24 protein-coding genes are annotated in these 26,885 nt (G+C 60.8%); 10 read left to right on the forward strand and 14 right to left on the reverse strand.

The window, feature by feature from the left end; all coding sequences use genetic code 11:
- Window positions 1-103: 103 nt before the first annotated feature.
- The 8 genes from ccoP (MJP36_RS10400) to ccoN (MJP36_RS10435) form a co-directional block, all read right to left on the reverse strand.
- Window positions 104-1,081 carry a cytochrome-c oxidase, cbb3-type subunit III gene (gene ccoP / locus MJP36_RS10400; RefSeq protein ID WP_060756153.1) on the reverse strand — a complete coding sequence of 326 codons (978 nt, stop codon included), beginning with the start codon at window positions 1,079-1,081 and terminating at the stop codon, window positions 104-106.
- Complete coding sequence (locus MJP36_RS10405) at window positions 1,078-1,263, reverse strand: CcoQ/FixQ family Cbb3-type cytochrome c oxidase assembly chaperone (protein WP_016775513.1); 186 nt, start codon at window positions 1,261-1,263, stop codon at window positions 1,078-1,080. Before MJP36_RS10405 ends, ccoP (MJP36_RS10400) begins: the two co-directional genes overlap by 4 nt.
- A 5-nt stretch (window positions 1,264-1,268) precedes the next feature.
- Entirely contained in the window at window positions 1,269-1,877 is a 609-nt protein-coding gene (gene ccoO / locus MJP36_RS10410; protein WP_025854274.1) for a cytochrome-c oxidase, cbb3-type subunit II, read from the reverse strand.
- Window positions 1,877-3,319 carry a cytochrome-c oxidase, cbb3-type subunit I gene (gene ccoN, locus MJP36_RS10415; RefSeq protein ID WP_060756152.1) on the reverse strand — a complete coding sequence of 481 codons (1,443 nt, stop codon included), beginning with the start codon at window positions 3,317-3,319 and terminating at the stop codon, window positions 1,877-1,879. The genes ccoO (MJP36_RS10410) and ccoN (MJP36_RS10415) overlap by 1 nt, the downstream gene beginning before the upstream one ends.
- Window positions 3,320-3,768: 449 nt before the next feature.
- Complete coding sequence (gene ccoP / locus MJP36_RS10420) at window positions 3,769-4,716, reverse strand: cytochrome-c oxidase, cbb3-type subunit III (RefSeq protein WP_104994482.1); 948 nt, start codon at window positions 4,714-4,716, stop codon at window positions 3,769-3,771.
- A complete protein-coding gene (locus MJP36_RS10425) occupies window positions 4,713-4,913 on the reverse strand; it encodes a cbb3-type cytochrome oxidase subunit 3 (RefSeq protein WP_060756150.1) in 201 nt (66 codons plus the stop codon). The genes ccoP (MJP36_RS10420) and MJP36_RS10425 overlap by 4 nt, the downstream gene beginning before the upstream one ends.
- Window positions 4,914-4,916: 3 nt before the next feature.
- Window positions 4,917-5,525: a cytochrome-c oxidase, cbb3-type subunit II gene (gene ccoO, locus MJP36_RS10430; RefSeq protein WP_060756149.1), complete on the reverse strand. Its 609-nt coding sequence runs from the start codon at window positions 5,523-5,525 to the stop codon at window positions 4,917-4,919.
- Window positions 5,526-5,535: 10 nt separating this feature from the next.
- The gene (gene ccoN / locus MJP36_RS10435; RefSeq protein ID WP_090369385.1) at window positions 5,536-6,960 is read right to left on the reverse strand and encodes a cytochrome-c oxidase, cbb3-type subunit I; all 1,425 of its coding nucleotides are present in this window, start codon (window positions 6,958-6,960) and stop codon (window positions 5,536-5,538) included.
- A 79-nt stretch (window positions 6,961-7,039) separates the two neighbouring features.
- On the opposite strand from ccoN (MJP36_RS10435), the gene MJP36_RS10440 reads away from it, so the two are divergent.
- Window positions 7,040-7,729, forward strand: a complete 690-nt coding sequence (locus tag MJP36_RS10440) for an alpha/beta family hydrolase (RefSeq protein ID WP_104994481.1) — start codon at window positions 7,040-7,042, stop codon at window positions 7,727-7,729.
- A gap of 103 nt (window positions 7,730-7,832) precedes the next feature.
- On the opposite strand, the gene MJP36_RS10445 is transcribed toward MJP36_RS10440, so the two are convergent.
- Complete coding sequence (locus tag MJP36_RS10445) at window positions 7,833-9,398, reverse strand: methyl-accepting chemotaxis protein (protein ID WP_060756146.1); 1,566 nt, start codon at window positions 9,396-9,398, stop codon at window positions 7,833-7,835.
- Window positions 9,399-9,471: 73 nt separating this feature from the next.
- On the reverse strand, window positions 9,472-10,263 hold the full coding sequence (locus MJP36_RS10450; RefSeq protein ID WP_060756145.1) for a CPBP family intramembrane glutamic endopeptidase: 792 nt from the start codon (window positions 10,261-10,263) through the stop codon (window positions 9,472-9,474).
- 420 nt (window positions 10,264-10,683) lie between these two features.
- On the opposite strand from MJP36_RS10450, the gene MJP36_RS10455 reads away from it, so the two are divergent.
- On the forward strand, window positions 10,684-11,544 hold the full coding sequence (locus MJP36_RS10455; protein WP_161549082.1) for a DMT family transporter: 861 nt from the start codon (window positions 10,684-10,686) through the stop codon (window positions 11,542-11,544).
- Window positions 11,545-11,690: 146 nt separating this feature from the next.
- Here the strand turns inward: MJP36_RS10455 and MJP36_RS10460 are convergent, their stop codons facing one another.
- Both MJP36_RS10460 and MJP36_RS10465 read right to left on the reverse strand, forming a co-directional pair.
- Window positions 11,691-12,575, reverse strand: a complete 885-nt coding sequence (locus tag MJP36_RS10460; protein ID WP_244385316.1) for a DMT family transporter — start codon at window positions 12,573-12,575, stop codon at window positions 11,691-11,693.
- A 52-nt stretch (window positions 12,576-12,627) separates the two neighbouring features.
- Window positions 12,628-14,253: a methyl-accepting chemotaxis protein gene (locus tag MJP36_RS10465; RefSeq protein ID WP_244385317.1), complete on the reverse strand. Its 1,626-nt coding sequence runs from the start codon at window positions 14,251-14,253 to the stop codon at window positions 12,628-12,630.
- A gap of 390 nt (window positions 14,254-14,643) precedes the next feature.
- On the opposite strand from MJP36_RS10465, the gene aceK reads away from it, so the two are divergent.
- The 5 genes from aceK to MJP36_RS10490 all read left to right on the forward strand — a co-directional run bounded on the left by aceK (window position 14,644) and on the right by MJP36_RS10490 (window position 22,569).
- Entirely contained in the window at window positions 14,644-16,359 is a 1,716-nt protein-coding gene (aceK, locus tag MJP36_RS10470) for a bifunctional isocitrate dehydrogenase kinase/phosphatase (RefSeq protein ID WP_244385318.1), read from the forward strand.
- A gap of 70 nt (window positions 16,360-16,429) precedes the next feature.
- Entirely contained in the window at window positions 16,430-20,341 is a 3,912-nt protein-coding gene (gene hrpA / locus MJP36_RS10475; RefSeq protein WP_244385319.1) for an ATP-dependent RNA helicase HrpA, read from the forward strand.
- Between the two features lie 240 nt (window positions 20,342-20,581).
- Complete coding sequence (locus MJP36_RS10480) at window positions 20,582-21,703, forward strand: beta-ketoacyl-ACP synthase III (protein ID WP_060756140.1); 1,122 nt, start codon at window positions 20,582-20,584, stop codon at window positions 21,701-21,703.
- Window positions 21,704-21,718: 15 nt separating this feature from the next.
- Window positions 21,719-22,333 carry an RNA polymerase sigma factor gene (locus MJP36_RS10485; protein ID WP_060756139.1) on the forward strand — a complete coding sequence of 205 codons (615 nt, stop codon included), beginning with the start codon at window positions 21,719-21,721 and terminating at the stop codon, window positions 22,331-22,333.
- Window positions 22,327-22,569: an anti-sigma factor family protein gene (locus tag MJP36_RS10490; protein ID WP_060756138.1), complete on the forward strand. Its 243-nt coding sequence runs from the start codon at window positions 22,327-22,329 to the stop codon at window positions 22,567-22,569. Before MJP36_RS10485 ends, MJP36_RS10490 begins: the two co-directional genes overlap by 7 nt.
- A 105-nt stretch (window positions 22,570-22,674) precedes the next feature.
- Here the strand turns inward: MJP36_RS10490 and MJP36_RS10495 are convergent, their stop codons facing one another.
- Window positions 22,675-23,997: a putative porin gene (locus MJP36_RS10495; protein WP_244385320.1), complete on the reverse strand. Its 1,323-nt coding sequence runs from the start codon at window positions 23,995-23,997 to the stop codon at window positions 22,675-22,677.
- 283 nt (window positions 23,998-24,280) lie between these two features.
- Here MJP36_RS10495 and MJP36_RS10500 point away from each other — a divergent pair, with 283 nt between their 5' ends.
- The 3 genes from MJP36_RS10500 (at window position 24,281) to MJP36_RS10510 (ending at window position 25,987) form a co-directional block, all read left to right on the forward strand.
- Window positions 24,281-25,405: a GNAT family N-acetyltransferase gene (locus MJP36_RS10500; RefSeq protein ID WP_244385321.1), complete on the forward strand. Its 1,125-nt coding sequence runs from the start codon at window positions 24,281-24,283 to the stop codon at window positions 25,403-25,405.
- 77 nt (window positions 25,406-25,482) lie between these two features.
- Complete coding sequence (locus MJP36_RS10505; RefSeq protein ID WP_104994474.1) at window positions 25,483-25,761, forward strand: BrnT family toxin; 279 nt, start codon at window positions 25,483-25,485, stop codon at window positions 25,759-25,761.
- Window positions 25,739-25,987, forward strand: a complete 249-nt coding sequence (locus tag MJP36_RS10510; RefSeq protein WP_060756134.1) for a BrnA antitoxin family protein — start codon at window positions 25,739-25,741, stop codon at window positions 25,985-25,987. The genes MJP36_RS10505 and MJP36_RS10510 overlap by 23 nt, the downstream gene beginning before the upstream one ends.
- Before the next feature lie 49 nt (window positions 25,988-26,036).
- Here the strand turns inward: MJP36_RS10510 and aqpZ are convergent, their stop codons facing one another.
- Window positions 26,037-26,741: an aquaporin Z gene (gene aqpZ / locus MJP36_RS10515; protein WP_244385322.1), complete on the reverse strand. Its 705-nt coding sequence runs from the start codon at window positions 26,739-26,741 to the stop codon at window positions 26,037-26,039.
- Window positions 26,742-26,885 lie beyond the last annotated feature (144 nt).

A 26,885-nucleotide genomic window follows, 5' to 3' on the forward strand; every position in this document is an offset into this window, starting at 1 on the left:
CTAGCAGGAGCAAGTCCGAGGCTACGAGTGGTCATTCTGTGGGGGAACAAACAACAAAGCCCTGCGTAGCTGTCGCTGCGCAGGGCTTTGTTGATAGTCAGGTTTACTGCTCTTCGGTCTGCTTATCCCCATGGGACAGGCTGTAGACATATGCCGCCAGCAGATGCACCTTGTCATTGCCTTGCAGTTGCTCCTGGGCAGGCATCTGGCCCTGGCGGCCGTAACGGATGGTCTGCTGCAGTTGGGCGAAGCTGGAGCCGTAGATGAATGCACCCGGATGAGTCAGGTCGGGGGCGCCCATCGCCGGGGTGCCTTTACCGGCGGGACCGTGGCAGGCCACGCAGTTGGCGGCGAAGAGTTTCGCGCCGTTGGCCGCGTCGGCTTTGGCCCCTTCCGGCAACTTGCGGCCGTCGAGGTTGGTCACCACAAAGGCTGCCACGTCGGCCACGCCTTGTTCGCCGATCACCTCGGCCCACGCCGGCATCACCGCGTGGCGGCCTTTCATGATGGTTTCCTTGATGGTGGCCGGTTCGCCACCCCAGCGCCAATCGGCATCGGTCAGGTTGGGGAAACCGTAGGCGCCCTTGGCGTCGGAACCGTGGCACACCGAGCAGTTGGAGGCGAACAGGCGACCCCCCATCTTCAGGGCTTGCGGGTCCTTGGCGACTTCTTCAATCGGCATTGCGGCGAACTTGGCGAAGATCGGGCCGAACTTGGCGTCTGACTTGGCCATTTCCTTTTCCCATTCGTGCACACCGGTCCAGCCGGTCTGGCCGTTGGCGAATGGGGTTTGCTTGTCGGTGTCGAGATAGTTGTAGCCGGGCAGCAAGCCCTTCCAATTGCCGAGGCCGGGATACAGCGCCAGGTAGCCGAGGGCGAAGATGATGGTGCCGACGAACAGCATGAACCACCATTTGGGCAGCGGGTTGTCGTACTCCTCGATGCCGTCGAACGAGTGGCCGACGGTTTCGTCGGTCTGCTCGGCGCGCTGGCCCCGGCGGGTGGACAGCAGCAGCCAGGTCAGGGCGAAGATGGTACCCAGACTGAGGACTGTGACGTACAGACTCCAGAACGTAGTCATTCTTTGTTACTCCTAGAAGCTTGCTCGACGTGCTTGATGGCTTCGGGATCATCCGCAAAGGGCAGCATGGTCGCGTCGTCAAACTCCGACTTGCGCTTGGGGCTGAACACCCACAACGCCAGGCCGATAAAGGCCACCATCACCACAACGGTGCCCAGGCCTCGAATCATCCCGATATCCATGTAGGTCACCGTTTGCTTTTGATGAGGGTGCCAAGGCCCTGCAGGTAGGCCACCAATGCGTCCATTTCGGTCTTGCCCTTCACTGCGGCGGCTGCACCGGCGATGTCTTCATCGGTGTAGGGCACGCCCAGGGTGCGCAAGACTTCCATCTTCTTCGCGGTGTCCTTGCCGTCGAGCTTGTTTTCCACGAGGAACGGATACGCCGGCATTTTCGACTCCGGCACAACGTTGCGCGGGTTGTACAAGTGCGCACGCTGCCAGTCATCGGAGTAACGCCCGCCGACACGGGCCAGGTCCGGGCCGGTACGCTTGGAACCCCACAGGAACGGGTGGTCCCACACGCTTTCACCAGCAACCGAATAGTGCCCATAGCGTTCGGTTTCGGCGCGGAACGGGCGGATCATCTGCGAGTGGCAGCCGACACAGCCGTTGGCGATGTAGACGTCGCGCCCTTCCAGTTCAAGGGCGGTGCGCGGCTTCATGCCTTCGACCGGTTTGTTGGTGACGTCCTGGAAGAACAGCGGGACGATCTGGGTCAGGCCGCCGATACTGACGGCGATGACCATGAAGAAGGCCAGCAGGCCGATATTCTTCTCGACTACTTCATGCTTCATCAGTGGGCTCCCACAACGGCGATCTTGGCGGCGGCTTCGGCTTCTGCAGGGTCCGAGGCACGCACGGTGCGCCAGACGTTGTAGGCCATGAACAGCATGCCGGCGGCAAAGAACGCACCGCCCAGGGCACGGACGATGTAGCCCGGATGGCTGGCTTGCAGCGCTTCGACGAAGGAGTAGGTGAGGGTGCCGTCATCGTTGATCGCACGCCACATCAGGCCCTGGGTGATGCCGTTGACCCACATCGAGGCGATGTAGAGCACGGTGCCGATGGTGGCCAGCCAGAAGTGCGTGTTGATCAGCCCGACGCTGTGCATCTGCGCACGGCCGAACAGTTTGGGGATCATGTGGTACAGCGCGCCGATGGAGATCATCGCCACCCAACCGAGGGCGCCGGCGTGTACGTGGCCGATGGTCCAGTCGGTGTAGTGCGACAGCGAGTTGACGGTCTTGATCGCCATCATCGGGCCTTCGAAGGTCGACATGCCGTAGAACGCCAGGGACACCACGAGGAAGCGCAGGATCGGGTCGGTGCGCAATTTATGCCAGGCGCCCGACAGGGTCATCATGCCGTTGATCATGCCGCCCCAGCTCGGGGCCAGCAGGATGATCGACATCGCCATGCCTAGGGACTGCGCCCAGTCCGGCAGCGCGGTGTAGTGCAGGTGGTGCGGGCCGGCCCAGATGTACAGGGTGATCAGTGCCCAGAAGTGCACGATGGACAGGCGATACGAGTAGATCGGCCGTTCGGCCTGCTTGGGCACGAAGTAGTACATCATCCCCAGGAAACCGGTGGTGAGGAAGAAGCCTACGGCGTTGTGGCCGTACCACCACTGGATCATCGCATCCGTTGCCCCGGCGTAGGCCGAGTAGGATTTGAACCAGCTCACCGGCAAGGAGGCGTGGTTGACGATGTGCAGCATCGCCGTCACCAGGATGAACGCGCCGTAGAACCAGTTACCCACATAGATGTGCTTGGTCTTGCGCTTGACGATGGTGCCGAAGAACACCACGGCGTAGGTCACCCACACGATGGCGAGCAAAATGGCGATCGGCCATTCCAGCTCGGCGTATTCCTTGGTGGTGGTGTAGCCCAGCGGCAGGGTGATGATGGCGCCGAGGATCACGGCTTGCCAGCCCCAGAAGGTGAATGCGGCGAGGCCGTCGGAGATCAGTCGCGTCTGGCAGGTTCGCTGCACGACATAGTAGGAGGTGGCAAACAATGCACATCCGCCGAAGGCGAAAATCACCAGGTTGGTGTGCAGCGGGCGCAGGCGGCCGAAGGTCGTCCATGGCAAGCCGAAATTCAATTGCGGCCAGACCAGTTGCGAGGCGATGAACACCCCGAGCCCCATGCCAAGGATCCCCCAGACCACCGTCATGATGGCGAACTGGCGGACTACCTTATAGTTATAAGCAGTCGGACTGATTGCTGTGCTCATTCTAAGGTTCCACGGTTTAGGTTTTTTTATAGGTAAAATCGGCCGCAAGTATGTAGAAAGCGAGGGGTCATTGCAACGCAATGACTGACCTGTATCAATGCGTTCCACGCCAGATTCTGCGCCCTTTCCATGTTTGGTGTAAGGACAAAATCCGAAATCAAAAGCTGATCGAGTGGACAAGAAAATTTGGGGGCCGCAACAATAGTCGTGCGTACGCCAGGATCAGTCCGCTGTGCAAGCAAGCGTAGACCCGAATGGCGAGAGGGGAAAGTTGTGCTTTGGAAGGGTGTGACACTTGGTCGCGTTAAAAGTCCCCCTGTGGCGAGGGAGCTTGCTCCCGCTGGAGTGCGAAGCGCTCCTAAGGTTTTGGGGCCGCTTCGCAGCCCAGCGGGAGCAAGCTCCCTCGCCACTGGTAAGTTGCCGCCCCGCAGTGGGGCGGCGTTCAGGGGTTATTGCGACTGGCTTTCTGGCGTTGCGCCATCAGCGTTGTGCGACAGGCTATAAACGTAGGCGGCCAACAGATGCACCTTGTCATTACCTTGCAGCACGTCCTGCGCCGGCATCTGGCCTTGGCGGCCGTGGCGGATGGTCTGCTGCAGCTGCGCCAGACTGGTGCCGTAGATAAACCCGGCAGGCTCGGTCAGGTTCGGCGCGCCCATGGCTTCCATGCCGTGGCCTTGCGGACCGTGGCAGGCCACGCACGTGGTGTTGAAGGCCGCTTGGCCTGCGGCCAGGTCGGCAGTGCTGTCGGCCGGCAATGGCAGCTTGGCCAGGTCATGACGCACATAGGCGGCGACGTTTTTTACCCCGTCTTCGCCGAGTATTTCACCCCAGGCCGGCATTGCCGCGTGACGACCGTTCAAGATCGTGGCCTTGATCGCTTCAGGTGAACCGCCCCAGCGCCAGATATTGTCCGCCAGGTTCGGGAAGCCATAGGCACCCTTGGCATCCGAGCCGTGGCACACCGCGCAGTTGGAGGCGAACAAGCGGCCGCCCATTTTCAGCGCTTGCGGATCTTTCGCGACTTCTTCCACGGGCATGGCTGAGAATTTGGCGAAGATCGGCCCGAACTTGGCGTCGGCCTTGGCCATTTCCTTGTCCCATTCCTTATTCTGGGTCCAACCGTCTTCATAGCCCGGCAATACGCCTTTCCAGTTGCCCAGGCCCGGGTAGAGGATCAGATAGCCGACGGCGAACACCAGGGTGCCGGCGAACAGCATGAACCACCACTGGGGCAGCGGGTTGTCATATTCCTCGATGCCATCGAAGGCATGGCCCATGGTCTGGTCGACACTGCCCTTGGTCTCGCCCTTGCGGGTGCCGATCAATAGCCAGGTCAGGCCGATCAGGCTGCCGAGGGTCAGTACGCAGATCCATGTACTCCAAAAGGTAGTCATGGCCGAGTGCTCCTTGTTACAGGCTCTTCTTGAGCGTCGGATGGAGAGGGTTCATCGGCGAACGGCAGCAGGCGTGCCTGCTCGAATTCCGCATTGCGCCGGTTGTTGAACACCCACAGCGACAGGCCGATAAAGGCGATGGCGACCACCAGCGTGCCGAGGCCGCGGATGGTGCCCGCATCGAATTCAAATCCCATGGCTCACCTCTTGCTCTTGATGGCAGTGCCGAGTACTTGCAGGTACGCAACCAGCGCATCCATCTCGGTCTTGCCCTTGAGGCTGGCGACGGCGCCACTGATGTCGTCGTCGGTGTACGGCACACCGAGGGTGCGCATCACTTTCAACTTGGTTTCGGTGTGGCTGCTGTCCACGGGGGCGGTGACCAGCCACGGGTAGGCCGGCATTTTCGACTCCGGCACCACGTTGCGCGGGTTGTACAAGTGCGCGCGGTGCCAATCGTCCGAGTAGCGTGCGCCGACGCGCGCCAGGTCCGGCCCAGTGCGTTTGGAGCCCCACAGGAACGGGTGGTCCCACACGCTCTCGCCGGCTACCGAGTAGTGACCGTAACGCTCGGTCTCGGCGCGGAACGGGCGGATCATCTGCGAGTGGCACTGTACGCAGCCCTCGCGGATGTAGATGTCGCGGCCTTCCAGTTGCAGCGCGGTGTAGGGCTTCATGCCTTCGACCGGCTTGTTGGTCACGTCCTGGAAGAACAGCGGGACGATCTGGGTCAGGCCGCCGATGCTTACGGCGAACACCATCAGCAGCATCAGCAGGCCGACGTTCTTTTCAATCGTTTCGTGTTTCATCACGGACTCCTCAGGCCATCTGCGCAGCAGCGGCGACTTCGACAGGTTGTGCCGAACGCACGGTGCGCCATGTGTTGTAAGCCATCAGCAACATGCCGGTGAGGAACACCGCACCGCCCACCAAGCGCACGATGAAGCCCGGATGGCTGGCCACCAGGGTCTCGACAAACGAGTAGGTCAAGGTGCCGTCTTCGTTGACTGCACGCCACATCAGGCCCTGGGCGATGCCGTTGACCCACATCGAGGCGATGTAGAGCACGGTGCCGATGGTGGCCAGCCAGAAGTGCGCGTTGATCAGGCCGAGGCTGTACATCTGCTCGCGGCCGAAGACTTTCGGGATCATGTGGTACAGCGCGCCGATGGAGATCATCGCCACCCAACCGAGGGCGCCGGCGTGTACGTGGCCGATGGTCCAGTCGGTGTAGTGGGAGAGGGCGTTGACAGTCTTGATCGCCATCATCGGGCCTTCGAAGGTCGACATGCCGTAGAACGCCAGGGACACCACGAGGAAGCGCAGGATCGGGTCGCTGCGCAGCTTATGCCAGGCGCCCGACAGGGTCATCATGCCGTTGATCATGCCGCCCCAGCTCGGTGCCAGCAGCACCAGGGACATCACCATGCCCAGGGACTGCGCCCAGTCCGGCAGCGCGGTGTAGTGCAGGTGGTGAGGGCCGGCCCAGATGTACAGGGTGATCAGCGCCCAGAAGTGCACGATGGACAAGCGGTAGGAATACACCGGGCGTTCGGCCTGTTTGGGCACGAAGTAGTACATCATGCCGAGGAAGCCCGCCGTCAGGAAAAAGCCGACCGCGTTATGCCCGTACCACCATTGCACCATGGCATCTGTTGCACCGCCGTAGGCCGAGTAGGACTTGGTCCAGCTCACCGGCAGCGAGGCATGGTTGACGATGTGCAGGATGGCCACGGTGATGATGAACGCCCCGAAGAACCAGTTGCCGACGTAGATGTGCTTGGTCTTGCGCTTCATCACCGTGCCGAAGAACACCACACCGTAGGCGACCCAGACGATGGCGATCAAAATGGCGATCGGCCATTCCAGCTCGGCGTATTCCTTGGAGGTGGTGTAGCCCAACGGCAGGCTGATGGCCGCCAGCACAATCACCAGTTGCCAGCCCCAGAAGCAGAACGCGGCGATTTTCGGCGCGAACAGCTGCGTCTGGCAGGTGCGTTGTACCGAGTAAAAGGAACTGGCGAACAGCGCGCAGCCACCGAAGGCGAAGATCACCGCATTGGTATGCAGCGGGCGCAAGCGGCCGAAGCTGGTCCAGGGCAAATCGAAGTTGAGTGCAGGCCAGACCAATTGGGCGGCGAGAAAAACCCCGAGCCCCATGCCGACGATGCCCCACACCACCGTCATAATGGCGAATTGGCGGACCACCTTGTAGTTATAGGCGGTACTTAAAGTAGTGTTCATGGTTCCCCATCCACGGTTCAACCCAAGCCAATGCGGCACTTGGGCTGGAGTTATAGGCAGACTAAAAAGCGAGGCAAGCATGGGCAAAGAGCACAAGGCCAGTATTGACGGGGATCAATGGGCGCACTGCGTGCAGGAACGCGGCTGGTTGTGGGATGTCGCGCAAGGGGCGGGCGCGCGTGAGCCTGTGACCCTGATCCTGGCCCACGGTGCCGGTGCGCCGATGGACTCCTCGTTCATGAACGACATGGCTGCACGCCTTGCCGGGCATGGCGTGAACGTGTTGCGCTTTGAATTTCCCTACATGGCCCAGCGCCGGCTGGACGGCGGCAAGCGCCCACCGAACCCGGCACCGAAACTGCTGCAGGCGTGGCGTGAGGTGTATGTCGAGGTGCGACGTCATGTCGCTGGGAAACTGGCGATTGGCGGCAAGTCCATGGGCGGGCGCATGGCCAGTTTGTTGGCCGATGAATTGGCTGCCGATGGGCTGGTGTGCCTGGGTTATCCGTTCTATGCCGTGGGCAAGCCGCAAAAGCCACGGGTCGAGCACCTGGCCGGGTTGAACACCGCGACGTTGATTGTGCAGGGCGAGCGCGATGCCCTGGGTAATCGGGAGGCGGTCGAGGGGTATGCGTTATCGCCGAGCATCGAGGTGATGTGGCTGGTGGCGGGTGATCATGATTTGAAGCCGTTGAAGGCGTCGGGGTTCAGCCATGAGCAGCATCTGGAGGCTGCGGCGGTGCAGGTTGCTGAGTTTCTCGGTGCCTGATAGGGCCCAATCGGGGGCAAGCCCCCTCCCACTGGACTGTCGTCACACATAGCAATCTGTGAACCCGATCCAATGTGGGAGGGGGCTTGCCCCCGATCGCGATCTACCGGTTGAAACGCTCTACCAACGAGTACTGGGTATTGGCGGTATGCGTCAGCTCTTCACTCAATTGCGCCGAGTTCAGTGCCTGTTCCGAGGTCTGGTCCGCCAACAGCGCAATGGTGCTGATGTTGCGGCTGATCTCTTCGGCGACCGAGCTTTGCTCCTCGGTGGCGGCGGCGATCTGGGTGGTCATGTCGGTGATATGGGCGACCGCTTCGCTGATGCCCACCAACGCCTGATCCGCTTCCATCACCCGTGCCACGCCCTCTTCGGCCTGGCGATGCCCGGCGTCCATGGTTTGTACTGCGGCGCTGGCGGTCTGCTGCAGCTTGGCGATCAACGTGTGGATCTGCCCGGTGGACTCAGCCGTACGTTGCGCCAACTGGCGTACTTCGTCGGCCACTACCGCAAAACCACGCCCCATTTCGCCGGCGCGGGCCGCTTCGATGGCGGCGTTGAGTGCCAGCAGGTTGGTCTGGTCGGCGATGCCTTTGATCACATCGACCACGCCGCCGATTTCATCGCTGTCCTTGGCCAGTTGGGTGACGGTTACGCCGGTTTCACCCACGGCAACGGACAGGCGCTGAATCGCCTCGCGGGTTTCCCCGGCGATGTCGCGGCCACGACCGGTCAGGCGATTGGCTTCCTGGGTGGCGTCGGCGGTGCGTTGTACGTGGCTGGCCACTTCCTGGGTCGTCGCCGCCATCTGGTTGACGGCGGTCGCCACCTGTTCGGTTTCCACGCGCTGGCGTTCCAGGCCGCTGGAGCTGTTATGCGCCAGGGTGTTGGACTGTGCGGCCTGGTCGTTGAGGTGTTCGGCCGTGTCCTGCAAGCGCGTAAGGCAAGTCTTCAGGCGTGCCTCCTGGCTGAGGATCGACATCTCCAGGCGCGCCTGTGAACCGCGGCTGTCGGTGTACATCTGCGCGATCAACGGGTCGGAGGTGGTCTGCTCGGCCAGGCGCATCAGGCGCTTGAGGCCGCGCTGTTGCCAGCTCAGGCCCAGCAGGCCGAGTGGCACCGACAACCCCGCCGCAAGGGCAAAGCCCCAGTGGGAGTTGAGTGACGCACCGATCATGAAGCTCAACTGGCTCACCAGGATAAACGGCAGCCAGTCCTGCAGCACCGGCAGCCACTTGTCACGCTGGGGAATCGCCGACTTGCCCTGGTTGATGCGTTGATAGAGCGCTTCGGCCCGGCGGATCTGCTCGGCGGTGGGTTTGACGCGCACCGATTCGTAGCCGACCACCTGGTTGCCCTCGAAGACGGGCGTCACATAGGCGTTAACCCAGTAGTGATCGCCGGTCTTGCAGCGGTTCTTGACAATGCCCATCCATGGCAAGCCTTGTTTGAGCGTTGACCACATATGCCCGAACACCGCAGCCGGCACATCCGGGTGACGCACCAGGTTGTGCGGAGCACGGAGCAGTTCGTCGCGGGAGAACCCACTGATTTCGACGAAAGCGTCGTTGCAGTAGGTGATGACCCCTTTGGCATCTGTGGTGGAGATCAACCGTTGCTGAGCGGGGAAGGTACGTTCGCGCTGTGTAACGGGTTGGTTATTACGCATGATTGTTCAATCCGCAAGGCTTTCAGGGGTTATCGGTCGCGGCAGGCTTTTATTTAACTTAATTTTGTAACAATCAGCCGGCCAGCATCGGGTAGGTAAACAACCCGAAGTGAAGCAGATTCAAGCCAAAATGCGTGGCGATTGCGGCGCCCAAGCCACCAAAGCGATAAGCCAGGCCATATCCGGCACCCGCAATGGTCGCCAGCAGCACCCACTGCCAGCCTGCGCCCAGGTGCACCAGGCCGAACAGGAGCGAGGCCAGCAGCAGCGCGAGGTTTTCGCCGTAGGGCAGGTGCTTCAAGCGTTGGCTCAAACCGCCCTGGATGTAGCCCCGGAACAGCGCCTCTTCCACCAGGGTCACCAGCAGCAGGTTGTTGAGTACCCACAGCCAGGCCTGTTCAGGCCATTTCGGTGCCCAGCTGACGATGCCCAGCAACGCCGCTCCACCCAGCGCGGCAACCGCTGTCAGCACCAGCGCCAGGGCGGCGACACAGATCGACAGACGCAGCGAACGGCGTGCCACGATCCACGGGCAGGCCAGCAGTAGCCAGAAGCCGATCAGGGGTTTGTCCTGATTCAGGTACATCGAGAAAGGCACTGCATCGGCGGTGAAGCGCTGCGGGGCAATGCCGCGCCCATTGTAGAAACCCGGCAGCCAATGCATGGCCAGGCCCAGGGCCAGCACTATGAACAGACCGTGGCCGAGGTAGCGCGCCCAAGGGGTGCGTTGCTGGCGTACGGCGTACCCTGCGATCAGCAGCAGGGCGACCGAGACGACCGCCAGCAGGCCCAGTTGCCCGTAGGTCAAGGCCAGTACGTAGCCGATGGAAAGAAGCGCCAGGTACAGCCAGGGCAGAGTGATCATGGGACATCCTTGGAAAAAACTGGGCGGCATTATAACGGCCGCAAGTCCAGCCAGGCATGAAAACTCCTCCACGCAATAGTTGCGATCAGGTGATTGCAAAATGTGTTTGCGGCTGGTTATAGTCGGTGCGTCTTTATCCCTTCAAAAAGATCAGCACATGCCAGCTTCCCCACGCACAGCGGTAGTCGATTCAGCGGTCAACGCTGTGGTCGTGCCGTGCGGGAACCAACAGCTTGTGCAGTTCGGTCATTACCCCCCCACCTGTCAGCAGCACGCCGGTGTACGCAGTCGTATCACCGCCGGGTGTTGGCATCGCGGGCTGATCAGCTGATCGCTGTTCCCCTCTGCCCGCCTGAAAAAAACCATTGAACTTCAGCCTTTGCTGAGTCGGCTTTTTTTGCCTGATTACAGGTGGTAAACATGTCTGTTCTTTCGAAACAATCCGTGGCCGCGGCGGCCTCGACGAGCCTGTTTGTGCTGCTGTGGAGCAGCGGGGCGATTTTCTCCAAGTTGGGCCTGGCCCATTCATCGCCCTTCGCTTTTCTGTTGATCCGTTTTGCTATCGCCCTGGTCGGGCTGGTACTGCTGATACCGCTCTTCAAGCTGAAACTGCCGCGTCCCGGCAAGCCGCTGTGGTATGCGGTGGCAACCGGGCTGGTGTTGTTGGGCGCGTACCAGATTTTCTATCTGCTGGCCCTGGACCTCAAAGTCACCCCGGGGGTGATGGCAACCATCATGGGGGTACAACCGATCCTCACCGTGGTGCTGATGGAACGTCAGCGTTCATTGCGCCGGATGCTCGGCCTGGGCCTGGGGCTGGCGGGGCTGATCATGGTGGTCTATCAAGGCATCGGCTTGTCCGGGATGTCCCTGGCGGGGATGCTGTTCGGGCTGCTGGCGCTGGCGAGCATGACCTTTGGCTCGATCATGCAAAAGCGCATCACCGACAACCCTTTGGGCACGCTGCCGGTGCAATACCTGGCTGGCTTGTTGTTGTGCGCGGTGTTTGTACCGTTTCAGCCATTCCACTATGAACACAGCGCCGGCTTTTACCTGCCGGTGCTGTGGATGGGGCTGGTGGTGTCGTTGTTGGCGACGCTGTTGCTGTACCGCCTGATCGCCCGGGGCAACCTGGTGAACGTCACCAGCCTGTTCTATCTGGTGCCGGCGGTGACGGCGGTCATGGACTACCTGATCTTCGGCAATAAGCTCGCAGTGTTGAGCCTGTCAGGCATGGGCTTGATCATCATCGGCCTGGTCTTCGTCTTCCGTAAAAACTGACGCATGTAGTGAGCGGGCTTGCCCCGCGCTGGGGGGCGCAGCCGCCCCAAAACCAGGCGCCTGAGTTCTGCCTGGAAGAACGCGGTGGCCGGTTTAGGGCGGCTGCGCCACCCAGCGCGGGGCAAGCCCGCTCACTACAGAGGTGTTCAAGGTTTTTTCGGGCGCAGTACCAGCCACAACGCCCCGGCGATCAATATTCCACCATACAGATGCGCCATCGACAGCGGCTCATCCAGCAACAATGCGCCCCACAAAACCCCGAACGGCGGAATCATGAAGGTCACGGTCATCGACTTCACCGGCCCGATGGACGACAGCAGGCGGAAGTACAGGATGTAGGCGAACGCCGTACACACCAACCCCAACCCGAGTAGCGACAACCACACCTGCCAACCACCCCAACTGGCCGGGGGATGGCTGATTGCGCTGTAGGCGAATAGGGGCAGCAGAAACAGCGTAGCCCCCAGCATGCTGCCCAATGCGGCGAGCCGGCTGTCCAACCCGCCACGCTGATCCAGCCAGCGCCGCGCCAGGAAACCGGCAAAACCATAGCAAGTCGTCGCCAGCAGGCAGGCCAGCGCGCCCATCAACAATTGCAGGTCAAACGCCACCGGCCCGGCGCGTGTCAGCACGCCCACGCCCAGCAGACCCAGGCTGACACCGGCGATTTTTGCCGACGTCAGCCGTTCGCTGAAGAACAGCCCGCCGATCAGTACGCCCATCAGCGGCGTGGTGGCATTGAAGATCGCCGAGTAGCCCGCCGGCAAGACCTGGGCCGCCACCGAGTACATCGTCGCGGGAATCCCCGAGTTGATCACACCCAGCAGCAGCACGGTTTTGAACTTGCCCTGGAAGTCCCAGTTGACGCGCATGATCGTCAGGATCACCAGCAAGCCGGCGGCGGCGATCGACACGCGAAAGAACGCGGTCGGCACGGTACCGATTTCCGGCGCGATGATGCGCATGAACAGGAAGCTGGCCCCCCAGATGGCAGCCAGCCCCAACAGGTACAAGGTGTCGAGGCGTCTCACGGAACACTCCTACATCAATAAGGCGGCGAGTGTTGCATGACCCCGTGACGGATTACACGACAAACCGCGTGACCAGACCATTGAGGTCCACGGCCAGGCGTGACAGCTCATGGCTGGCTGCCGAGGTCTGGGTGGCACCGGCGGCGGTCTGGGTGGACAGGTCGCGAATGTTGACCAGGCTGCGGTCCACATCGCGGGCAACCAGCGCCTGCTGCTCGGCGGCACTGGCGATCACCAGGTTGCGCTGGCTGATCTGTGAAATGGCGGCGGTGATTTTCTCCAGCGCGCTGCCGGCGCTGTTGGCTCGCTGCAAGGTCTGGCCCGCGTGTTCGGCGCTGCTGTTGAGGGCGTCGACGGTGTTCTGAGTGCCTTGCTGGATGCCGTTGATCATCTGTTCGATTTCTTCGGTGGAGTCCTGGGTGCGCTGCGCCAGGGAGCGTACTTCATCGGCCACCACGGCGAACCCGCGCCCGGCCTCACCGGCACGCGCCGCTTCGATGGCGGCATTGAGCGCCAGCAGGTTGGTCTGCGCGGCGATACCGCGGATGACTTCCAGCACCTTGCTGATGTCTTGCGCCTGTACCGCGAGGCCCTCGGCTTTGGTCGAGGCACCGAGCACTTCGTCGACCAGGTTCTGGATCGAGCTGATGGTTTCGCTGATCTGGTAATGACCGTGCTTGCTGTCTTCGTCCGACGCCTTGGAGGCCTCGGCGCTGGACACCGCATTGCCGGCCACTTCGTCCACGGCAGTGCTCATTTCAGTGACGGCGGTGGCGGCCTGTTCGATCTCGTCGTTCTGCGCCTGCAGGCCACGCGTGCTCTGTTCCATCACCGAACTCATCTCTTCGGCCGCCGAGGCCAGCTGTTGCGCCGATTCGCTGATGCCACGGATAGTGCCCTGCAACTGCGCCTGCATGGTGGCCAGGGCCGACAGCAGTTGGGCGGGCTCGTCCTTGCCGCTGACGCTGATCGGTTGGCTCAAGTTGCCGCCGGCGATGCTGCGTGCCACGGTCAGCGCCTGGGCGAGCGGGGCGGTGATGCTACGGGTCAGCAGCCACGCCAGCAGCAAGGTGGCGATCAATGCGCACAGGATGATCAGGCCGACAATCCACTGCGCGCTGAAATAGGTCTGCGCGGAGGCGTTCACTGCGGTTTCCACGCCGTTCTGGTTGAAGGTAATCATGTCCTCCAGGCTCTTGCCGAGGATCAGGCCCTGTGGTGCGAGACGACTGTTGAGCAGGTCAATGGCATCCTGTTGCTGATCCTTGTCGACCAGGGCGACGATCTGTGCGACGAGCGTCAGATAAGTATTTACGTTGTCTTCGAGCTGCTTGAGCATGCCGCGCTCTTCGTCGTCGCTGAGCAGGGCCTTGTGATGGTCCAGCAGGGTTTGCAGCTCGGCGCGCTGGCGCGTGATCAGGGCTTTGCTGTTGTCGCGGATGCGTGATTCGTCGGTGGTCGCCAGGCGCAGGGCCTCCAGGCGAATACTGGCCACCAGGGCCGCGCTGTCGTGAATGTTCTCGATGCTGGGCATCCACGACGCTTCGATGACCTGCGCGCTTTGTCGCAACTTGGCCATCTGGCCCAGGCCGAACATCCCGACAATCACCAGCAAGCCGGCCAGCACCCCAAAACTCAGACTGGCACGTAGACCGATCCGCATATTCCTCAATGACATCTCAACGCTCCTTGGGTGATTAGTACCTGTTCCCGGATCGGTCTTCTGACCTTGTTAGGGTGGGAGAAGGGGGCGCTGTATATCAAAGTGCCATCAATGTAGTAATCAGGGTTTCCCTTACGCTGTATCACCACCCTTGCCGAGACTTTCATCTGCGAAGCCGGGTTGTTTTGCAGCGCACAAACCTCAGGCACCGCCGTTGCTGGCTCACAGCGCGGAGGGCGCGGCTGCGCCAAGTGCATTTATTGACTGCTTGGTCGAGTTATAAAAATTGAAAATAAATGTACAAAACCACTAAGGCTGTACAGCGAGGTTGGAAAAATCATCCTTCTCCTGCCACGGTTCACTGGCTAAGCTCAGGTTTCCCTGACGCCGCTTGAGGTTTTCCGCATGTCGCAGCACGCCCTCGCAATTGCCCGGATGATCCTGGATGGCTTCGACGATTACCGTGAGCACTTCCGCCGTATCACCGATGGTGCCCGCGAGCGTTTCGAAAAGGCTCAATGGCAGCAAGGCCAGGCGGCGTCGGCGGCGCGTATCAACCTGTATGAAGAGAAAGTCGGCGAAGTCACGGCGCGCCTGCGGGCCGGTTTCCCGGCAGCGGTGCTGCTGGAGGTCGATCAGTGGCCCTTGGTCAAGAGCGCGTATATCGGCCTGATCGACCTGCGCTTCGATGATGAGCTGTCGGAGACCTGGTACAACTCGATCTTCTGCGGCCTGTTCAGCCATGACCTGATCAGCGACGGCTGTATGTTCATTCACACCACGCGGCCGAGCCTGCGCCGGGCGCGTGCGGCGCAAACGCGGTTGTACACGCCGGATGGCAAGGTGGCCGAGATGCTGGCGCAGATCTTTGCCGACTACAGCTTCAGCGAACCTTACGCCGACCTGCCCGCCGACCTGCGCCGCCTGGAAGCCCAACTGCGGGAAAACCTGCCGGACTGGGTGTGCAAAGACCCGGACCTGAGCGTCGAGCTGTTTTCCTCGGTGCTCTACCGCAATAAAGGCGCTTATCTGGTCGGCCGTCTCTACACGCACGACGAGCAGTGGCCGCTGGTGATTCCATTGCTGCACCGCGAAGGGCGCGGTATTCAGATCGATGCGCTGATCACCGACGAGGCCGAAGTCTCGATCATCTTCTCGTTCACCCGCTCATACTTCATGGTTGATGTGCCGGTGCCCGCCGAGTTCATCGGCTTTCTCAAGCGCATCCTGCCCGGCAAACATATCGCCGAGCTGTACACGTCGATCGGCTTCTACAAACACGGCAAGTCGGAGTTCTATCGTGCGCTGATCAACCATCTGGCCAGCACCGATGACCGCTTCATCATGGCTCCCGGCGTGCGCGGCATGGTCATGAGTGTGTTTACCCTGCCGGGCTTCAACACCGTGTTCAAGATTATCAAGGACCGTTTTTCGCCCTCGAAAAACGTCAACCGCGCCACGGTGATCGAGAAGTACCGCCTGGTCAAAAGCGTCGACCGGGTCGGGCGCATGGCCGATACCCAGGAGTTTGCCGACTTCCGGTTCCCCCTGAGCAAGTTCGAGCCCGACTGCCTGGCCGAGCTGCTGGAAGTCGCTGCGGGCACTGTCGAGGTGGAAGGCGACACTGTACTCATCCGCCACTGCTGGACCGAGCGACGCATGACCCCGCTCAACCTCTACCTCGACAACGCCAACCCGGCGCAGGTGCGTGAAGCCCTGGAAGACTACGGCCTGGCGATCAAACAACTGGCGGCGGCGAATATCTTTCCCGGCGACATGCTGCTGAAGAACTTCGGCGTCACCCGCCACGGTCGCGTGGTGTTCTACGACTACGACGAAATCTGTTTTCTCACCGAAGCCAACTTCCGCCACATCCCGCCGCCGCGCACCCCCGAGGATGAAATGGCCTCGGAGCCCTGGTATTCGATCGGCCCGCTGGATGTTTTCCCCGAAGAGTTTCCGCCGTTCCTGTTTGCCGACGCCGCCCAGCGCAAGCTGTTCGATGAGTTGCACGGCGAGCTGTACAACGCCGATTACTGGAAGGGGCTGCAGGAAGCGATTCGAGCCGGCAAGGTCATTGATGTATTCCCGTATCGCCGCAAAGAGCGCGAGAACGAATGAGGGGCGCGCGCGTGGGTGGTTTTCTGCGACAATCCGCCCCCTGCATAAATAGATGACCCAAACGCACCTGATGACTGACCAAGCACCCACGATCGATCAACTGCTCAAGACCCTCGACCACGCCATGCTCGCCGACCGCCACCGCTTGCGGCGGCAGTTGCTTGAATTGCGCAAGAAGCCTGACGAGGAAAAGCTGGCGCAGTGGGTGGCGCGGATGCAGGCGTCCTGTGCCCAGGTCACGGCGCGGCGGGCCAGCCTGCCGGTGATTCGCTACGACGACAGCCTGCCGATTGCCGCCAAGCGCGATGAGATCAAAGCTGCACTGAACAAGCATCAGGTGCTGATCATTGCCGGTGAAACCGGCTCGGGTAAAACCACCCAGCTACCGAAGATCTGCCTGGAAATCGGTCGTGGCCAATTCGGCCTGATCGGTCATACCCAGCCGCGTCGCATCGCCGCGCGCAGCGTGGCCACCCGCGTCGCCGAAGAGTTGGGCACGCCATTGGGGGCATTGGTCGGCTATCAGGTGCGCTTTGAAGACCAGAGCGATTCCAACACCCTGATCAAACTGATGACCGACGGCATCCTGCTGGCGGAAACCCAGAACGACCGCTACCTCGAACGCTACGACACGATCATCGTCGATGAAGCCCACGAGCGCAGCCTGAACATCGACTTCCTGCTCGGCTACCTGAAAACCCTGCTGCCGCGCCGCCCCGACCTCAAGGTGATCATCACCTCGGCGACCATCGACCTGGAGCGCTTTTCCAAGCACTTCGACGATGCGCCGATTGTCGAGGTTTCGGGCCGTACCTTCCCGGTGGAAACCTGGTATCGCCCGCTGACCCTGGAACAGGACGAGGAGGGCAACCGCGTCGAGGACGACTTGACCGTCGACCAGGCGATCCTCGCCACCCTCGATGAAATCGCCGCCTATGAACGCAGCGAGCGGCGCAGCCCAGGCGACGTCCTGGTGTTCCTGCCGGGTGAACGCGAGATTCGCGATGCCGCCGAGATGCTGCGCAAGGCCCAGCTCAAGCACACCGAAATCCTGCCGTTGTATGCGCGCCTGTCACCGGCCGAGCAGCAGCGGATTTTCCAGTCGCACCCAGGGCGGCGCGTGGTGCTGGCGACCAACGTTGCGGAAACCTCGCTGACGGTGCCGGGCATTCGTTATGTGATCGACAGCGGCACTGCGCGCATCAGCCGTTACAGCTACCGCGCCAAGGTGCAGCGCCTGCCGATCGAAGCGGTTTCCCAGGCCAGCGCCAACCAGCGTAAAGGCCGCTGCGGCCGGGTCGAGCCGGGCATTTGCGTACGCTTGTACAGCGAAGAAGACTTTATGGCGCGTCCGGAATTTACCGACCCGGAAATCCTGCGCACGAACCTCGCCGCCGTGATCCTGCAGATGCTGCACCTGCGCCTGGGCGAGATCACCGACTTCCCGTTTATCGAACCGCCGGACGGCAAAGCCATCAGCGACGGTTTCAATCTGCTGCAAGAGCTTTCGGCGGTAGACCGCAATAGCCAGCTCACGCCGTTGGGCCGCCAGTTGGCGCGTTTGCCGGTGGACCCACGCATGGGGCGCATGCTGCTTGAAGCCGCCAAGCTTGGCAGCTTGCAGGAAGTGCTGATCGTCGCCAGCGCAATGTCGATCCAGGACCCGCGCGAACGCCCACCGGAGCGCCAACAGGCGGCCGACCAGGCGCACGCACAGTGGAAGGATGCCGATTCCGACTTCGCCGGGTTGGTCAATCTGTGGCGCGGCTTTGAAGAGCAGCGCCAGGCGCTGACCGCCAGCCCGCTGCGCAACTGGTGTCGCAAGAACTTCCTCAATTACCTGCGCCTGCGTGAATGGCGCGATTCCCATCGCCAGTTGAGCCTGATCTGCCGCGACATGCAGCTGGCCATCAACCAGGCCCCGGCGGACTACCCGAAGCTGCACAAGGCGGTGCTGTCCGGCCTGCTCAGCCAGATTGGCCAGAAGACCGAAGACGGTGACTACCTCGGTGCGCGTCAGCGGCGTTTCTGGATTCACCCGTCCTCGGGCATTGGCAAAAAGCGCCCGCAATGGTTGATGACCGCCGAACTGGTGGAAACCACCAAGCTGTATGCACGCATGGTGGCGAAGATCGACGCCGACTGGATCGAGCCGCTGGCCGGGCATTTGATCAAGAAAAACCACTTTGAGCCGCATTGGGAGAAGAAGCGTGGCCAGGTGGTGGCATTTGAGCAGATCACCCTGTTCGGGTTGATCGTGGTCGGACGTCGGCCGGTGCATTACGGGCCGATCGACCCCGTGGTGTCGCGCGAGCTGTTTATCCGCGAAGGCCTGGTGCGTGGGGAAATCCAGTCCCGTGCCAAGTGCCTGGCGGCCAACCAGCAGTTGCTGGAGCAGCTCGACGAACTGGAAGCCAAGGCCCGCCGCCGCGATATCCTGGCCGATGAAGAAACCCTCTACGCCTTCTATGACGCACGCCTGCCGGCGGAGATCCACCAGACCGCGACCTTCGACAGCTGGTACAAGGTCAACAGCCAGAAAAACCCGCAACTGCTGATCATGCGCGAAGAAGACGTGCTGGCACGCGAAGCCAGTGAAGTCACCGCCGCGCATTACCCGGATACCCTGCACCTGGGCGACCTGGCCCTGACGTTGAGTTACCACTTCGAGCCCAACCATCCGCGTGACGGCGTGACCCTACGCGTGCCAGCACCGCTGCTGCCGGCGCTGCCGCCGGAGCGTCTGGAGTGGCTGGTGCCGGGGCTGATCGAAGCCAAATGCGTTGCCCTGGTGCGTAATTTGCCCAAGGCACTGCGCAAGAACTTCGTGCCGGTGCCGGATTTCGTCAAGGCGGCGCTGCAGCGCATCGAATTTGGCCAGGGTTCATTGCCCCAGGCGCTGGGGCACGAATTGCTGCGCATGACCGGCGCACGGGTCAGCGATGAGGCTTGGGCGCAGGCGGCTCAGCAGGTGGAAAACCACTTGAAGATGAACCTCGAAGTGGTCGATGGCCAGGGCAAGTTCCTGGGTGAAGGCCGCGATCTGGCGGAGTTGACCGCCCGCTTTGCACAAGCCAGCCAAGCCGCCTTGGCCGTGCCGCAAACTGCAAAAAGCCAGCAACCGGTGCAGGCCAAGGTGTTTGCGGCGGTGGCCGAGAAAACCCAGCAAAACATCGCCGGCCTGTCGATGACCGTCTACCCGGCGCTGGTGGAGGACAATGGCACCGTCAAGGAAGGGCGTTTCTCCACCGCTGCCGAGGCCGAGTTCCAGCACCGCCGTGCTTTGCAGCGCCTGCTGATGCAGCAATTGGCGGAACCGGCAAAATTCCTGCGCGCAAAATTACCCGGGCTGACCGAGCTGGGTTTGATGTACCGCGAATTGGGGCGCATTGACGCGTTGGTGGAAGACATTCTGCTGGCCAGCCTCGATACCTGCGTGCTGGAAGGTGAAGCCAGCCTGCCCCGTGATGGGGCGGGCTTGGCCGCCTTGGCCGAACGCAAGCGCGGCCATTGGACCGAACACGCCGAACGCCTGGCGCGCCTGACCCTGGAAGTGCTCAAGCTCTGGCACGGTTTGCAGAAACGCTTCAAAGGCAAGATCGACCTGGCCCAGGCCGTGGCGTTGAACGATATCAAGCAGCAACTGAGCCAATTGGTGTATCCCGGTTTTGTCCGGGAAACCCCGGCGCAGTGGTTCAAGGAATTGCCGCGTTTTCTCAAGGCCATCGAGTTGCGCCTGGAGAAATTGCCGAGCCAGGTGCAAAAGGACCGGGTGTGGAGCGGCGAGTTGGCAGGCTTGTGGACCCAGTACGAAAACCGCCTGAAAAAACACGCCCAGGAAGGTAAGCGCGACCCGCAACTGGAGCTTTATCGTTGGTGGTTGGAAGAGTACAGGGTGTCGTTGTTTGCCCAGCAGTTGGGCACTAAAGTGCCAATTTCCGACAAGCGCCTGAGCAAGCAGTGGAGCCAGGTGGAGCCCTGATTCTGACGTGGGTCGGGCTGGCTCACTTGCACATTAAAACGGTGCTTGTCTGGGACGTGGCGCCAAATCCCGGCATTTGTGGCAAACTTCGCCGCTATAAATGCCGGGATCGTCGCACAGAGCTGCGGCGCGATGGAATAAAGCGTTGCCAGTCTGATGTCCGCCGCGCGGAATCGGACTACTTACAGTTTGGTACGACGGTACCAATATCTTCTGCCTGACAGATTTAGAGGAACGACCGTGCATAACGTCGTCATCAGCGGCACTGGCCTGTACACCCCGGCCAACAGCATCTCCAACGAAGAGCTGGTGCAGTCTTTCAATGCCTACGTGCAACAGTTCAACAGCGACAATGCCGCTGCTATCGAGCGCGGTGAAGTGCAGGCGTTGACCGAGTCCAGCGCGGCGTTCATTGAAAAGGCGTCAGGCATCAAGAGCCGCTTCGTGATGGACAAGGAGGGCATCCTTGATCCGCAGCGCATGGCCCCGCGCTTGCCCGAGCGCTCCAATGACGAGTGGTCGGTGCTCTGCCAGATGGCGGTCGGCGCCGCCGAACAGGCCCTCAAGCGCGCAGGCAAGACTGCCGCCGACATCGACGGTGTGATCGTTGCCTGTTCCAATCTGCAGCGTGCCTACCCGGCCATCGCCATCGAAGTCCAGAGCGCACTGGGCATCGAAGGTTTCGGTTTCGACATGAACGTGGCGTGTTCCTCGGCCACCTTCGGCATCCAGAACGCCGCCAACAGCATTCAGTTGGGCCAGGCGCGGGCGATCCTGATGGTCAACCCGGAAGTGTGCACCGGCCACCTGAACTTCCGTGACCGTGACAGCCACTTCATTTTTGGTGATGCGGCCACTGCCGTCGTGCTTGAGCGCGCTGACCTTGCGACCTCCGAGCATCAGTTCGAGGTGGTGAGCACCAAGCTGTTGACCCAGTTCTCCAATAATATTCGCAACAACTTCGGCTTTCTCAACCGCGCGGCGGAAGAGGGCATCGGCGCGCCCGACAAGCTTTTCGTGCAGGAAGGTCGCAAGGTGTTCCGCGATGTCTGCCCGATGGTTGCCGAATTGATCAGCACCCACCTGGCGCAGAACCAGTTGAATGTCACCGACGTGAAGCGCTTCTGGCTGCATCAGGCCAACCTGAGCATGAACCACCTGATCGTGAAGAAACTGTTGGGCCGCGAAGCCACGGTGGAAGAGGCCCCGGTCATTCTCGATACCTACGCCAACACCAGTTCGGCGGGTTCGGTGATTGCGTTCCATACTTACCAGGACGACCTGCCCAAGGGCTCCGTGGCGGTGCTCAGCTCGTTTGGCGCTGGGTATTCCATCGGCAGCGTGATCCTGCGCAAGCGATAAACATCGAGGTCTTGAATGGCGGCAGCGGACGACGCGCACCTGCTTGAACGACTGCTCAAGGGCGAGCAGCGGGCCTACAAGGACATGGTCACCACCTACCAGAGCGCGATGCGGGCGGTGGCCTATGCCATCGTCGGCCAGCGCCACGCCGACGAGGTGGTGCAGGACGCCTGGTTGTCGGTGGTGCGCAACCTGGCCAAGTTCGAAGGGCGCTCCAGCCTCAAGACCTGGTTGCTGACCATCACCGCCAACGCCGCCAAAGGCCGCTACAAACAGAACCGTCGTGAAGTCTTGCTCGACGATTTGCCTTCGCCCCACGGCACCATCGGTGATGATCGCTTCGTACCCGACGACGGCCATTGGGCTGTCGCCCCCTACGCCTGGCACCAGGACACCCCGGAAGCCTTGCTGACCGAGGACGAGCTGCGTGAATGCCTGGAGCATACGATTCTGAGTCTGTCGGAGTTACAAAGTAGCGTGCTGGTGCTGCGTGAACGCCAGGGCCTGGAATTGGAAGAAATCTGTAATCTTCTGACGCTCTCGCTCTCCAATGTCCGTGTGCTGTTGCATCGAGCGCGGCTTAAAGTCTTCGCCACGGTGGAGCATTTTGAGGAAACGGGCGAATGTTGACGTGTAAAGAACAAGTGGCGCGGTCCAGTGACTACCTCGATGGGCAATTGACCTTTCGCGAGCGTTTGCTGGTGCGTCATCACCTGATGTTCTGCCCCAACTGCCGGCGATTTATCCGTCAGATGCGCTTGTTGCAGGCGACGTTGAAGATCATGCCGCAAGCCCCGGTCAAGGATGCCGATGCGTTGGCTGAGCGACTGGCTGCCGAGCGGCGCCAGATCATTAAAGGCGGGTAAAGACAGGCTTGCGTAGGGAGTCGAACGGATGAGGGGCGACCCACCCACGCAAGGCTGTTGAAACCACCTCGGGCCGTCCTGGCCCAAGGCTTGTTACACACACATTTAGAACTTGGCTTCAGCATCCAACTGCAGGGTGTTGGTGTTGGCATCACGCTGGGTGCGGCTGGCGTAGTCGGCCTTGGTCAGGAAATACGTAGCGCCGAGGGCGAAGTTCTTGTCGATGTCGTAGCTGACCTTGAACTTGTGACCGCGTGAACCGGTGGTGCCGTTGGCGAAGTCCGAGTCGGTGAAAGCGCCAACGACCGCGTCACGTTGGGTATCGCGGTAGTTGTAGTCCAGGTTGAAACCGAACACTTTGGATTTGGCACCCAGCAACCAGGCGGTGTCCTGATCGGTCACGGCATCGTTGTTTTTCACGTACTGACCATAAAACGCCAGAGGCACGGCCAGGCCGCCGATATCGGCTTGGGCAAAGCCTTCGTACAGGCGGAACTGGTTGTCGGGCGAGTTGCCGTTGACCGCCAGTGCGCAAGGCGTGGTGGTTGTGGTGCAGCGGCTGTCTTTATCGTTCTGGTAGGCGTAAACGCTGCCGCCCAGGGTCATTTTCAGGTTGTCCGTGACTGAGAAGCGCGTGCCCAGCTGGCCGGATGTCAGGCGCAGGTCGTGGCGGAACTGCACGCCGTCGCCGTCAACGTTGTCCTTGAGGTTGTAGTTGCCGATGCTGCCGAACAGTTCGGCGCTGCTACCCAGTGGGTACTTGTAGGTCAGGGCCAGACCTTCCGGGTTGATGTCGCTATCCCAGATCACGTCGCCCATGTTCACCCAGGGTTGGAGCATCTTGCCGCCGATCACGTGCAAGTTCTTGATCTGGTCCGGGTGGTAGTCGATGTAGCCGAGGTCCAGCCAGATCGACTTCTTGTCGAAGTAGTTGTCCTGGTCCTGGTTGGTGGAGCGGGCATCGTCGTTGCTGCCGGTGGCGATTCGGATGCCGGTGTCCACTTGCGAGTTGATTTCGGTGTAGGCGCCCAGGCGTGCGCGAATACGTTGGCGGTCTTTGTCACGGCCGCCGTTGTTGGATTCGCCTTGGATCTTCACGGTTTCCTGACGGAAACGCACGTCACCCTTGAGTTGGGTGCGCGCGGCCCAGGCCAGCTTCTGGTCGAAAACGCTGAGGTCGTTGGTTTTTTTCGCGGTGGCCGCGATCTGCTCGTTGGTCTCTTGTTGAGCTTGCTGTGCGATCTGCTTTTCTTTCTGGTCTTTGGCCAATTCCGCTTGCAGTTCAGTGTACTGCGCTGCAGTGATCTGGCCGTTGGCCTTGAGCATGTCGAGCAATTTAGCGTCGACTGCAGCGCTGGCTGGAATGCTCAGGGCCATCAGCAGGCAGCCGCACAGGACCGCCGCAGTTTTAGTGGAAGCAAGACGCATATCAATCTCCGAAAGTGAGGAGGGATGGCAAACCATCCAGGACACAACCGACCGATGACGGACGGAAAATAGCCGCCTTATAGAACCAGGCGCTCTAAAAAACAGGCGTCAGTATTGCGATCGTTTATGACGGGGTAGTGGCGAAGTGATTTCATCTGCATGACAAATTATTTAAGAATGGGACTAATTGTTTCGAGGTTTGTCCTTGCGGTTCGAGGTGTGCCCGGCGCTGTGATAGGCGATACTCGCCAGGCTTTTACGCCCAACACCCGTGAGGACGCCGATGCCGCTGCAACGTCTGGACAGCTTGTCCGAAATTGCCCCAAGTGCCTGGGACGCCTTGGTGCCGCATGCTCAGCCCTTTGTGCGGCATGCATTTCTAAGTGCGTTGGAGGACAGCGCCAGCCTGGGCGCGCAGTCGGGTTGGCAGCCTGAGCACTTGCTGCATTGGGACGGTGATCGATTGATGGCGGCCTTGCCCAGTTACCGCAAGTGGCACTCCTACGGCGAGTACGTGTTCGATCATGGCTGGGCGGACGCCTGTGAGCGCGCCGGTATCGACTATTACCCCAAGCTGTTGACGGCGGTGCCGTTCAGCCCGGTGAGCGGGCCAAGGTTGTTGGCAGCGAATGCCGAGGACGGTTTTGAATTGCTCAAAAGCCTGCCGGGCTACCTCGAAGTTGAAGGGCTTTCCAGTGCGCACATCAACTTCACCGACCCACTGGCCGACAGCGCACTGGCCCGGCAAGAGGGCTGGTTGCAGCGCCTGGGCTGTCAGTTCCATTGGCAGAACCGGGGTTATCGCGACTTTCAGGACTTCCTCGATGCCCTCAGTTCGCGCAAGCGCAAACAGATGCGAAAAGAGCGTGAGCAAGTGGCGGGGCAGGGGATCGATTTCGAATGGCTGCAAGGCCATGAACTGAGCGAGGCCCAATGGGACTTTGTCTACGCCTGCTACGCCAATACCTACGCCGTGCGCCGCCAATCCCCCTATTTGACCCGCGCCTTTTTCAGCCTGCTGGCCGAGCGCATGCCCGAGGCGATCCGCGTGGTGTTGGCCAGGCAAGGGGCGCGTCCGGTGGCCATGGCTTTCAGCTTGATCGGTGGCGATAGCTTCTATGGTCGCTATTGGGGTTGCCTGGCGGAGTTCGATCGTCTGCATTTCGAGACATGTTTCTACCAGGGCATGGACTACGCGATCGCCAACGGCTTGCAGCGTTTCGACGCCGGTGCCCAGGGCGAGCACAAGTTGATACGCGGGTTCGAACCGGTGATAACCCGTTCATGGCACTACCTGCGCCATCCGGGTTTGAAGCACGCCGTGGAGGATTTCCTGGCGCGTGAGCGGGTGGGAGTGCTGGCGTATGCCGAAGAGGCGAGGGCAGCTTTGCCTTATCGGCAGGGCTGAACCATCGGTCAGGCAATACTTCCAAGACGCTGGTACGTCGCTATTCTGTATGTACAAAAGTAAATACAGGGCGTGCCATGCTTTTTGAGTGGGATGAATCCAAGAATAAAGCCAATATATTGAAGCACGGCATCGATTTTAATGACGTTCCGGATATCTTCAGTCATCCAATGCTGGCCTTGCGCGATGATCGAGCGGATTATGGTGAGGAGCGTTGGGTCAGTATTGGCTGGATCAAATTGTTAATGGGTGTAGTCGTATACACCGAACGGTGTGGTGATGTGATCCGTATCATCTCCGCCCGAAAAGCAACCAAGAAGGAGGCCAAATATTATGACGCAAACATCGAAAACTGATTGGGAGCGCTTGGCCAAGATGAATGATGACGAAATTGACACCAGCGATATTCCGGAGCTCGACGCCGACTTTTTCCGGCGTGCCGAATTGCGTGTCCCGGTGAAACAGACGGTCACGATTCGACTTGATGCTGATGTACTGGAGTGGTTTAAAGGCCAGGGTACCGGGTATCAGACGCGAATCAATCAGCTCTTGCGTCAGTACATGCAGGCCCACCAAGGATGATGTGATTCACGGCAGCCCTGCCTTATCGGCAGGGCTGAACTCCTTTGCTTCAGGCCGTCTCTTCTTTGCCCAGCCAGCGATAAACCACACCGCCGACGATTGCGCCGAGGATCGGCGCGAGCCAGAACATCCACAGCTGCTGGATCGCCCACCCGCCGACAATCAATGCCGGGCCGGTACTGCGGGCCGGGTTGACCGAGGTGTTGGTGACGGGGATCGAGATCAGGTGGATCAGGGTCAAGGCCAGGCCAATGGCTATGGGGGCCAGGCCCGCAGGGGCACGGCGGTCGGTGGCGCCGAGGATGATCAGCACAAACATCGCCGTCATCACCAGTTCGGTGACAAAGCCTGCCGCCATCGAGTATCCACCGGGTGAGTGCTCGCCATAACCATTGGAAGCCAGGCCGCCGGCCAGTTCAAAACCCGGTTTGCCACTGGCAATGAAGTACAGCAGTGCCGCGGCGACGATGCCGCCGATGACTTGGGCCACGATGTACGCCGGTAATTCCCTGGCCGGAAACCTTCCGCCCACGACCATCCCCACCGATACTGCCGGGTTGAGGTGACAACCGCTGATATGACCGATAGCAAAGGCCATGGTCAGCACCGTGAGCCCGAATGCCAGGGCCACACCGAGCAGACCGATCCCGACGTTGGGGAACGCTGCGGCCAACACCGCACTCCCGCAGCCACCCAGTACCAGCCAAAACGTGCCCAATCCTTCCGTAACGGAACGTTTCAACAAAGTAGACATGAACACTTCCTTAGTAGATTGCTCTATCTAGTTAACGGGTAGGTGATGCTTCCTTGCAGTGTTACGTCAGGGCCATCCTGGTTCCTGCTTGTAGTACAGCAGGATTGTGGCCCATCACCCGTTCGATAGAGAAAACTGTCAGAA

Source organism: Pseudomonas palleroniana (assembly GCF_022836895.1).
Classification (GTDB): domain Bacteria; phylum Pseudomonadota; class Gammaproteobacteria; order Pseudomonadales; family Pseudomonadaceae; genus Aquipseudomonas; species Aquipseudomonas palleroniana.

Bases quoted from the DNA above. Each gene is read 5' to 3' on its own strand.
- ccoP (WP_060756153.1), bottom strand. From the start codon at position 1,081: ATGACTACGTTCTGGAGTCTGTACGTCACAGTCCTCAGTCTGGGTACC.
- MJP36_RS10405 (WP_016775513.1), bottom strand. From the start codon at position 1,263: ATGGATATCGGGATGATTCGAGGCCTGGGCACCGTTGTGGTGATGGTG.
- ccoO (WP_025854274.1), bottom strand. From the start codon at position 1,877: ATGAAGCATGAAGTAGTCGAGAAGAATATCGGCCTGCTGGCCTTCTTC.
- ccoN (WP_060756152.1), bottom strand. From the start codon at position 3,319: ATGAGCACAGCAATCAGTCCGACTGCTTATAACTATAAGGTAGTCCGC.
- ccoP (WP_104994482.1), bottom strand. From the start codon at position 4,716: ATGACTACCTTTTGGAGTACATGGATCTGCGTACTGACCCTCGGCAGC.
- MJP36_RS10425 (WP_060756150.1), bottom strand. From the start codon at position 4,913: ATGGGATTTGAATTCGATGCGGGCACCATCCGCGGCCTCGGCACGCTG.
- ccoO (WP_060756149.1), bottom strand. From the start codon at position 5,525: ATGAAACACGAAACGATTGAAAAGAACGTCGGCCTGCTGATGCTGCTG.
- ccoN (WP_090369385.1), bottom strand. From the start codon at position 6,960: ATGAACACTACTTTAAGTACCGCCTATAACTACAAGGTGGTCCGCCAA.
- MJP36_RS10440 (WP_104994481.1), top strand. From the start codon at position 7,040: ATGGGCAAAGAGCACAAGGCCAGTATTGACGGGGATCAATGGGCGCAC.
- MJP36_RS10445 (WP_060756146.1), bottom strand. From the start codon at position 9,398: ATGCGTAATAACCAACCCGTTACACAGCGCGAACGTACCTTCCCCGCT.
- MJP36_RS10450 (WP_060756145.1), bottom strand. From the start codon at position 10,263: ATGATCACTCTGCCCTGGCTGTACCTGGCGCTTCTTTCCATCGGCTAC.
- MJP36_RS10455 (WP_161549082.1), top strand. From the start codon at position 10,684: ATGTCTGTTCTTTCGAAACAATCCGTGGCCGCGGCGGCCTCGACGAGC.
- MJP36_RS10465 (WP_244385317.1), bottom strand. From the start codon at position 14,253: ATGTCATTGAGGAATATGCGGATCGGTCTACGTGCCAGTCTGAGTTTT.
- aceK (WP_244385318.1), top strand. From the start codon at position 14,644: ATGTCGCAGCACGCCCTCGCAATTGCCCGGATGATCCTGGATGGCTTC.
- hrpA (WP_244385319.1), top strand. From the start codon at position 16,430: ATGACTGACCAAGCACCCACGATCGATCAACTGCTCAAGACCCTCGAC.
- MJP36_RS10485 (WP_060756139.1), top strand. From the start codon at position 21,719: ATGGCGGCAGCGGACGACGCGCACCTGCTTGAACGACTGCTCAAGGGC.
- MJP36_RS10490 (WP_060756138.1), top strand. From the start codon at position 22,327: ATGTTGACGTGTAAAGAACAAGTGGCGCGGTCCAGTGACTACCTCGAT.
- MJP36_RS10495 (WP_244385320.1), bottom strand. From the start codon at position 23,997: ATGCGTCTTGCTTCCACTAAAACTGCGGCGGTCCTGTGCGGCTGCCTG.
- MJP36_RS10500 (WP_244385321.1), top strand. From the start codon at position 24,281: ATGCCGCTGCAACGTCTGGACAGCTTGTCCGAAATTGCCCCAAGTGCC.
- MJP36_RS10505 (WP_104994474.1), top strand. From the start codon at position 25,483: ATGCTTTTTGAGTGGGATGAATCCAAGAATAAAGCCAATATATTGAAG.
- MJP36_RS10510 (WP_060756134.1), top strand. From the start codon at position 25,739: ATGACGCAAACATCGAAAACTGATTGGGAGCGCTTGGCCAAGATGAAT.
- aqpZ (WP_244385322.1), bottom strand. From the start codon at position 26,741: ATGTCTACTTTGTTGAAACGTTCCGTTACGGAAGGATTGGGCACGTTT.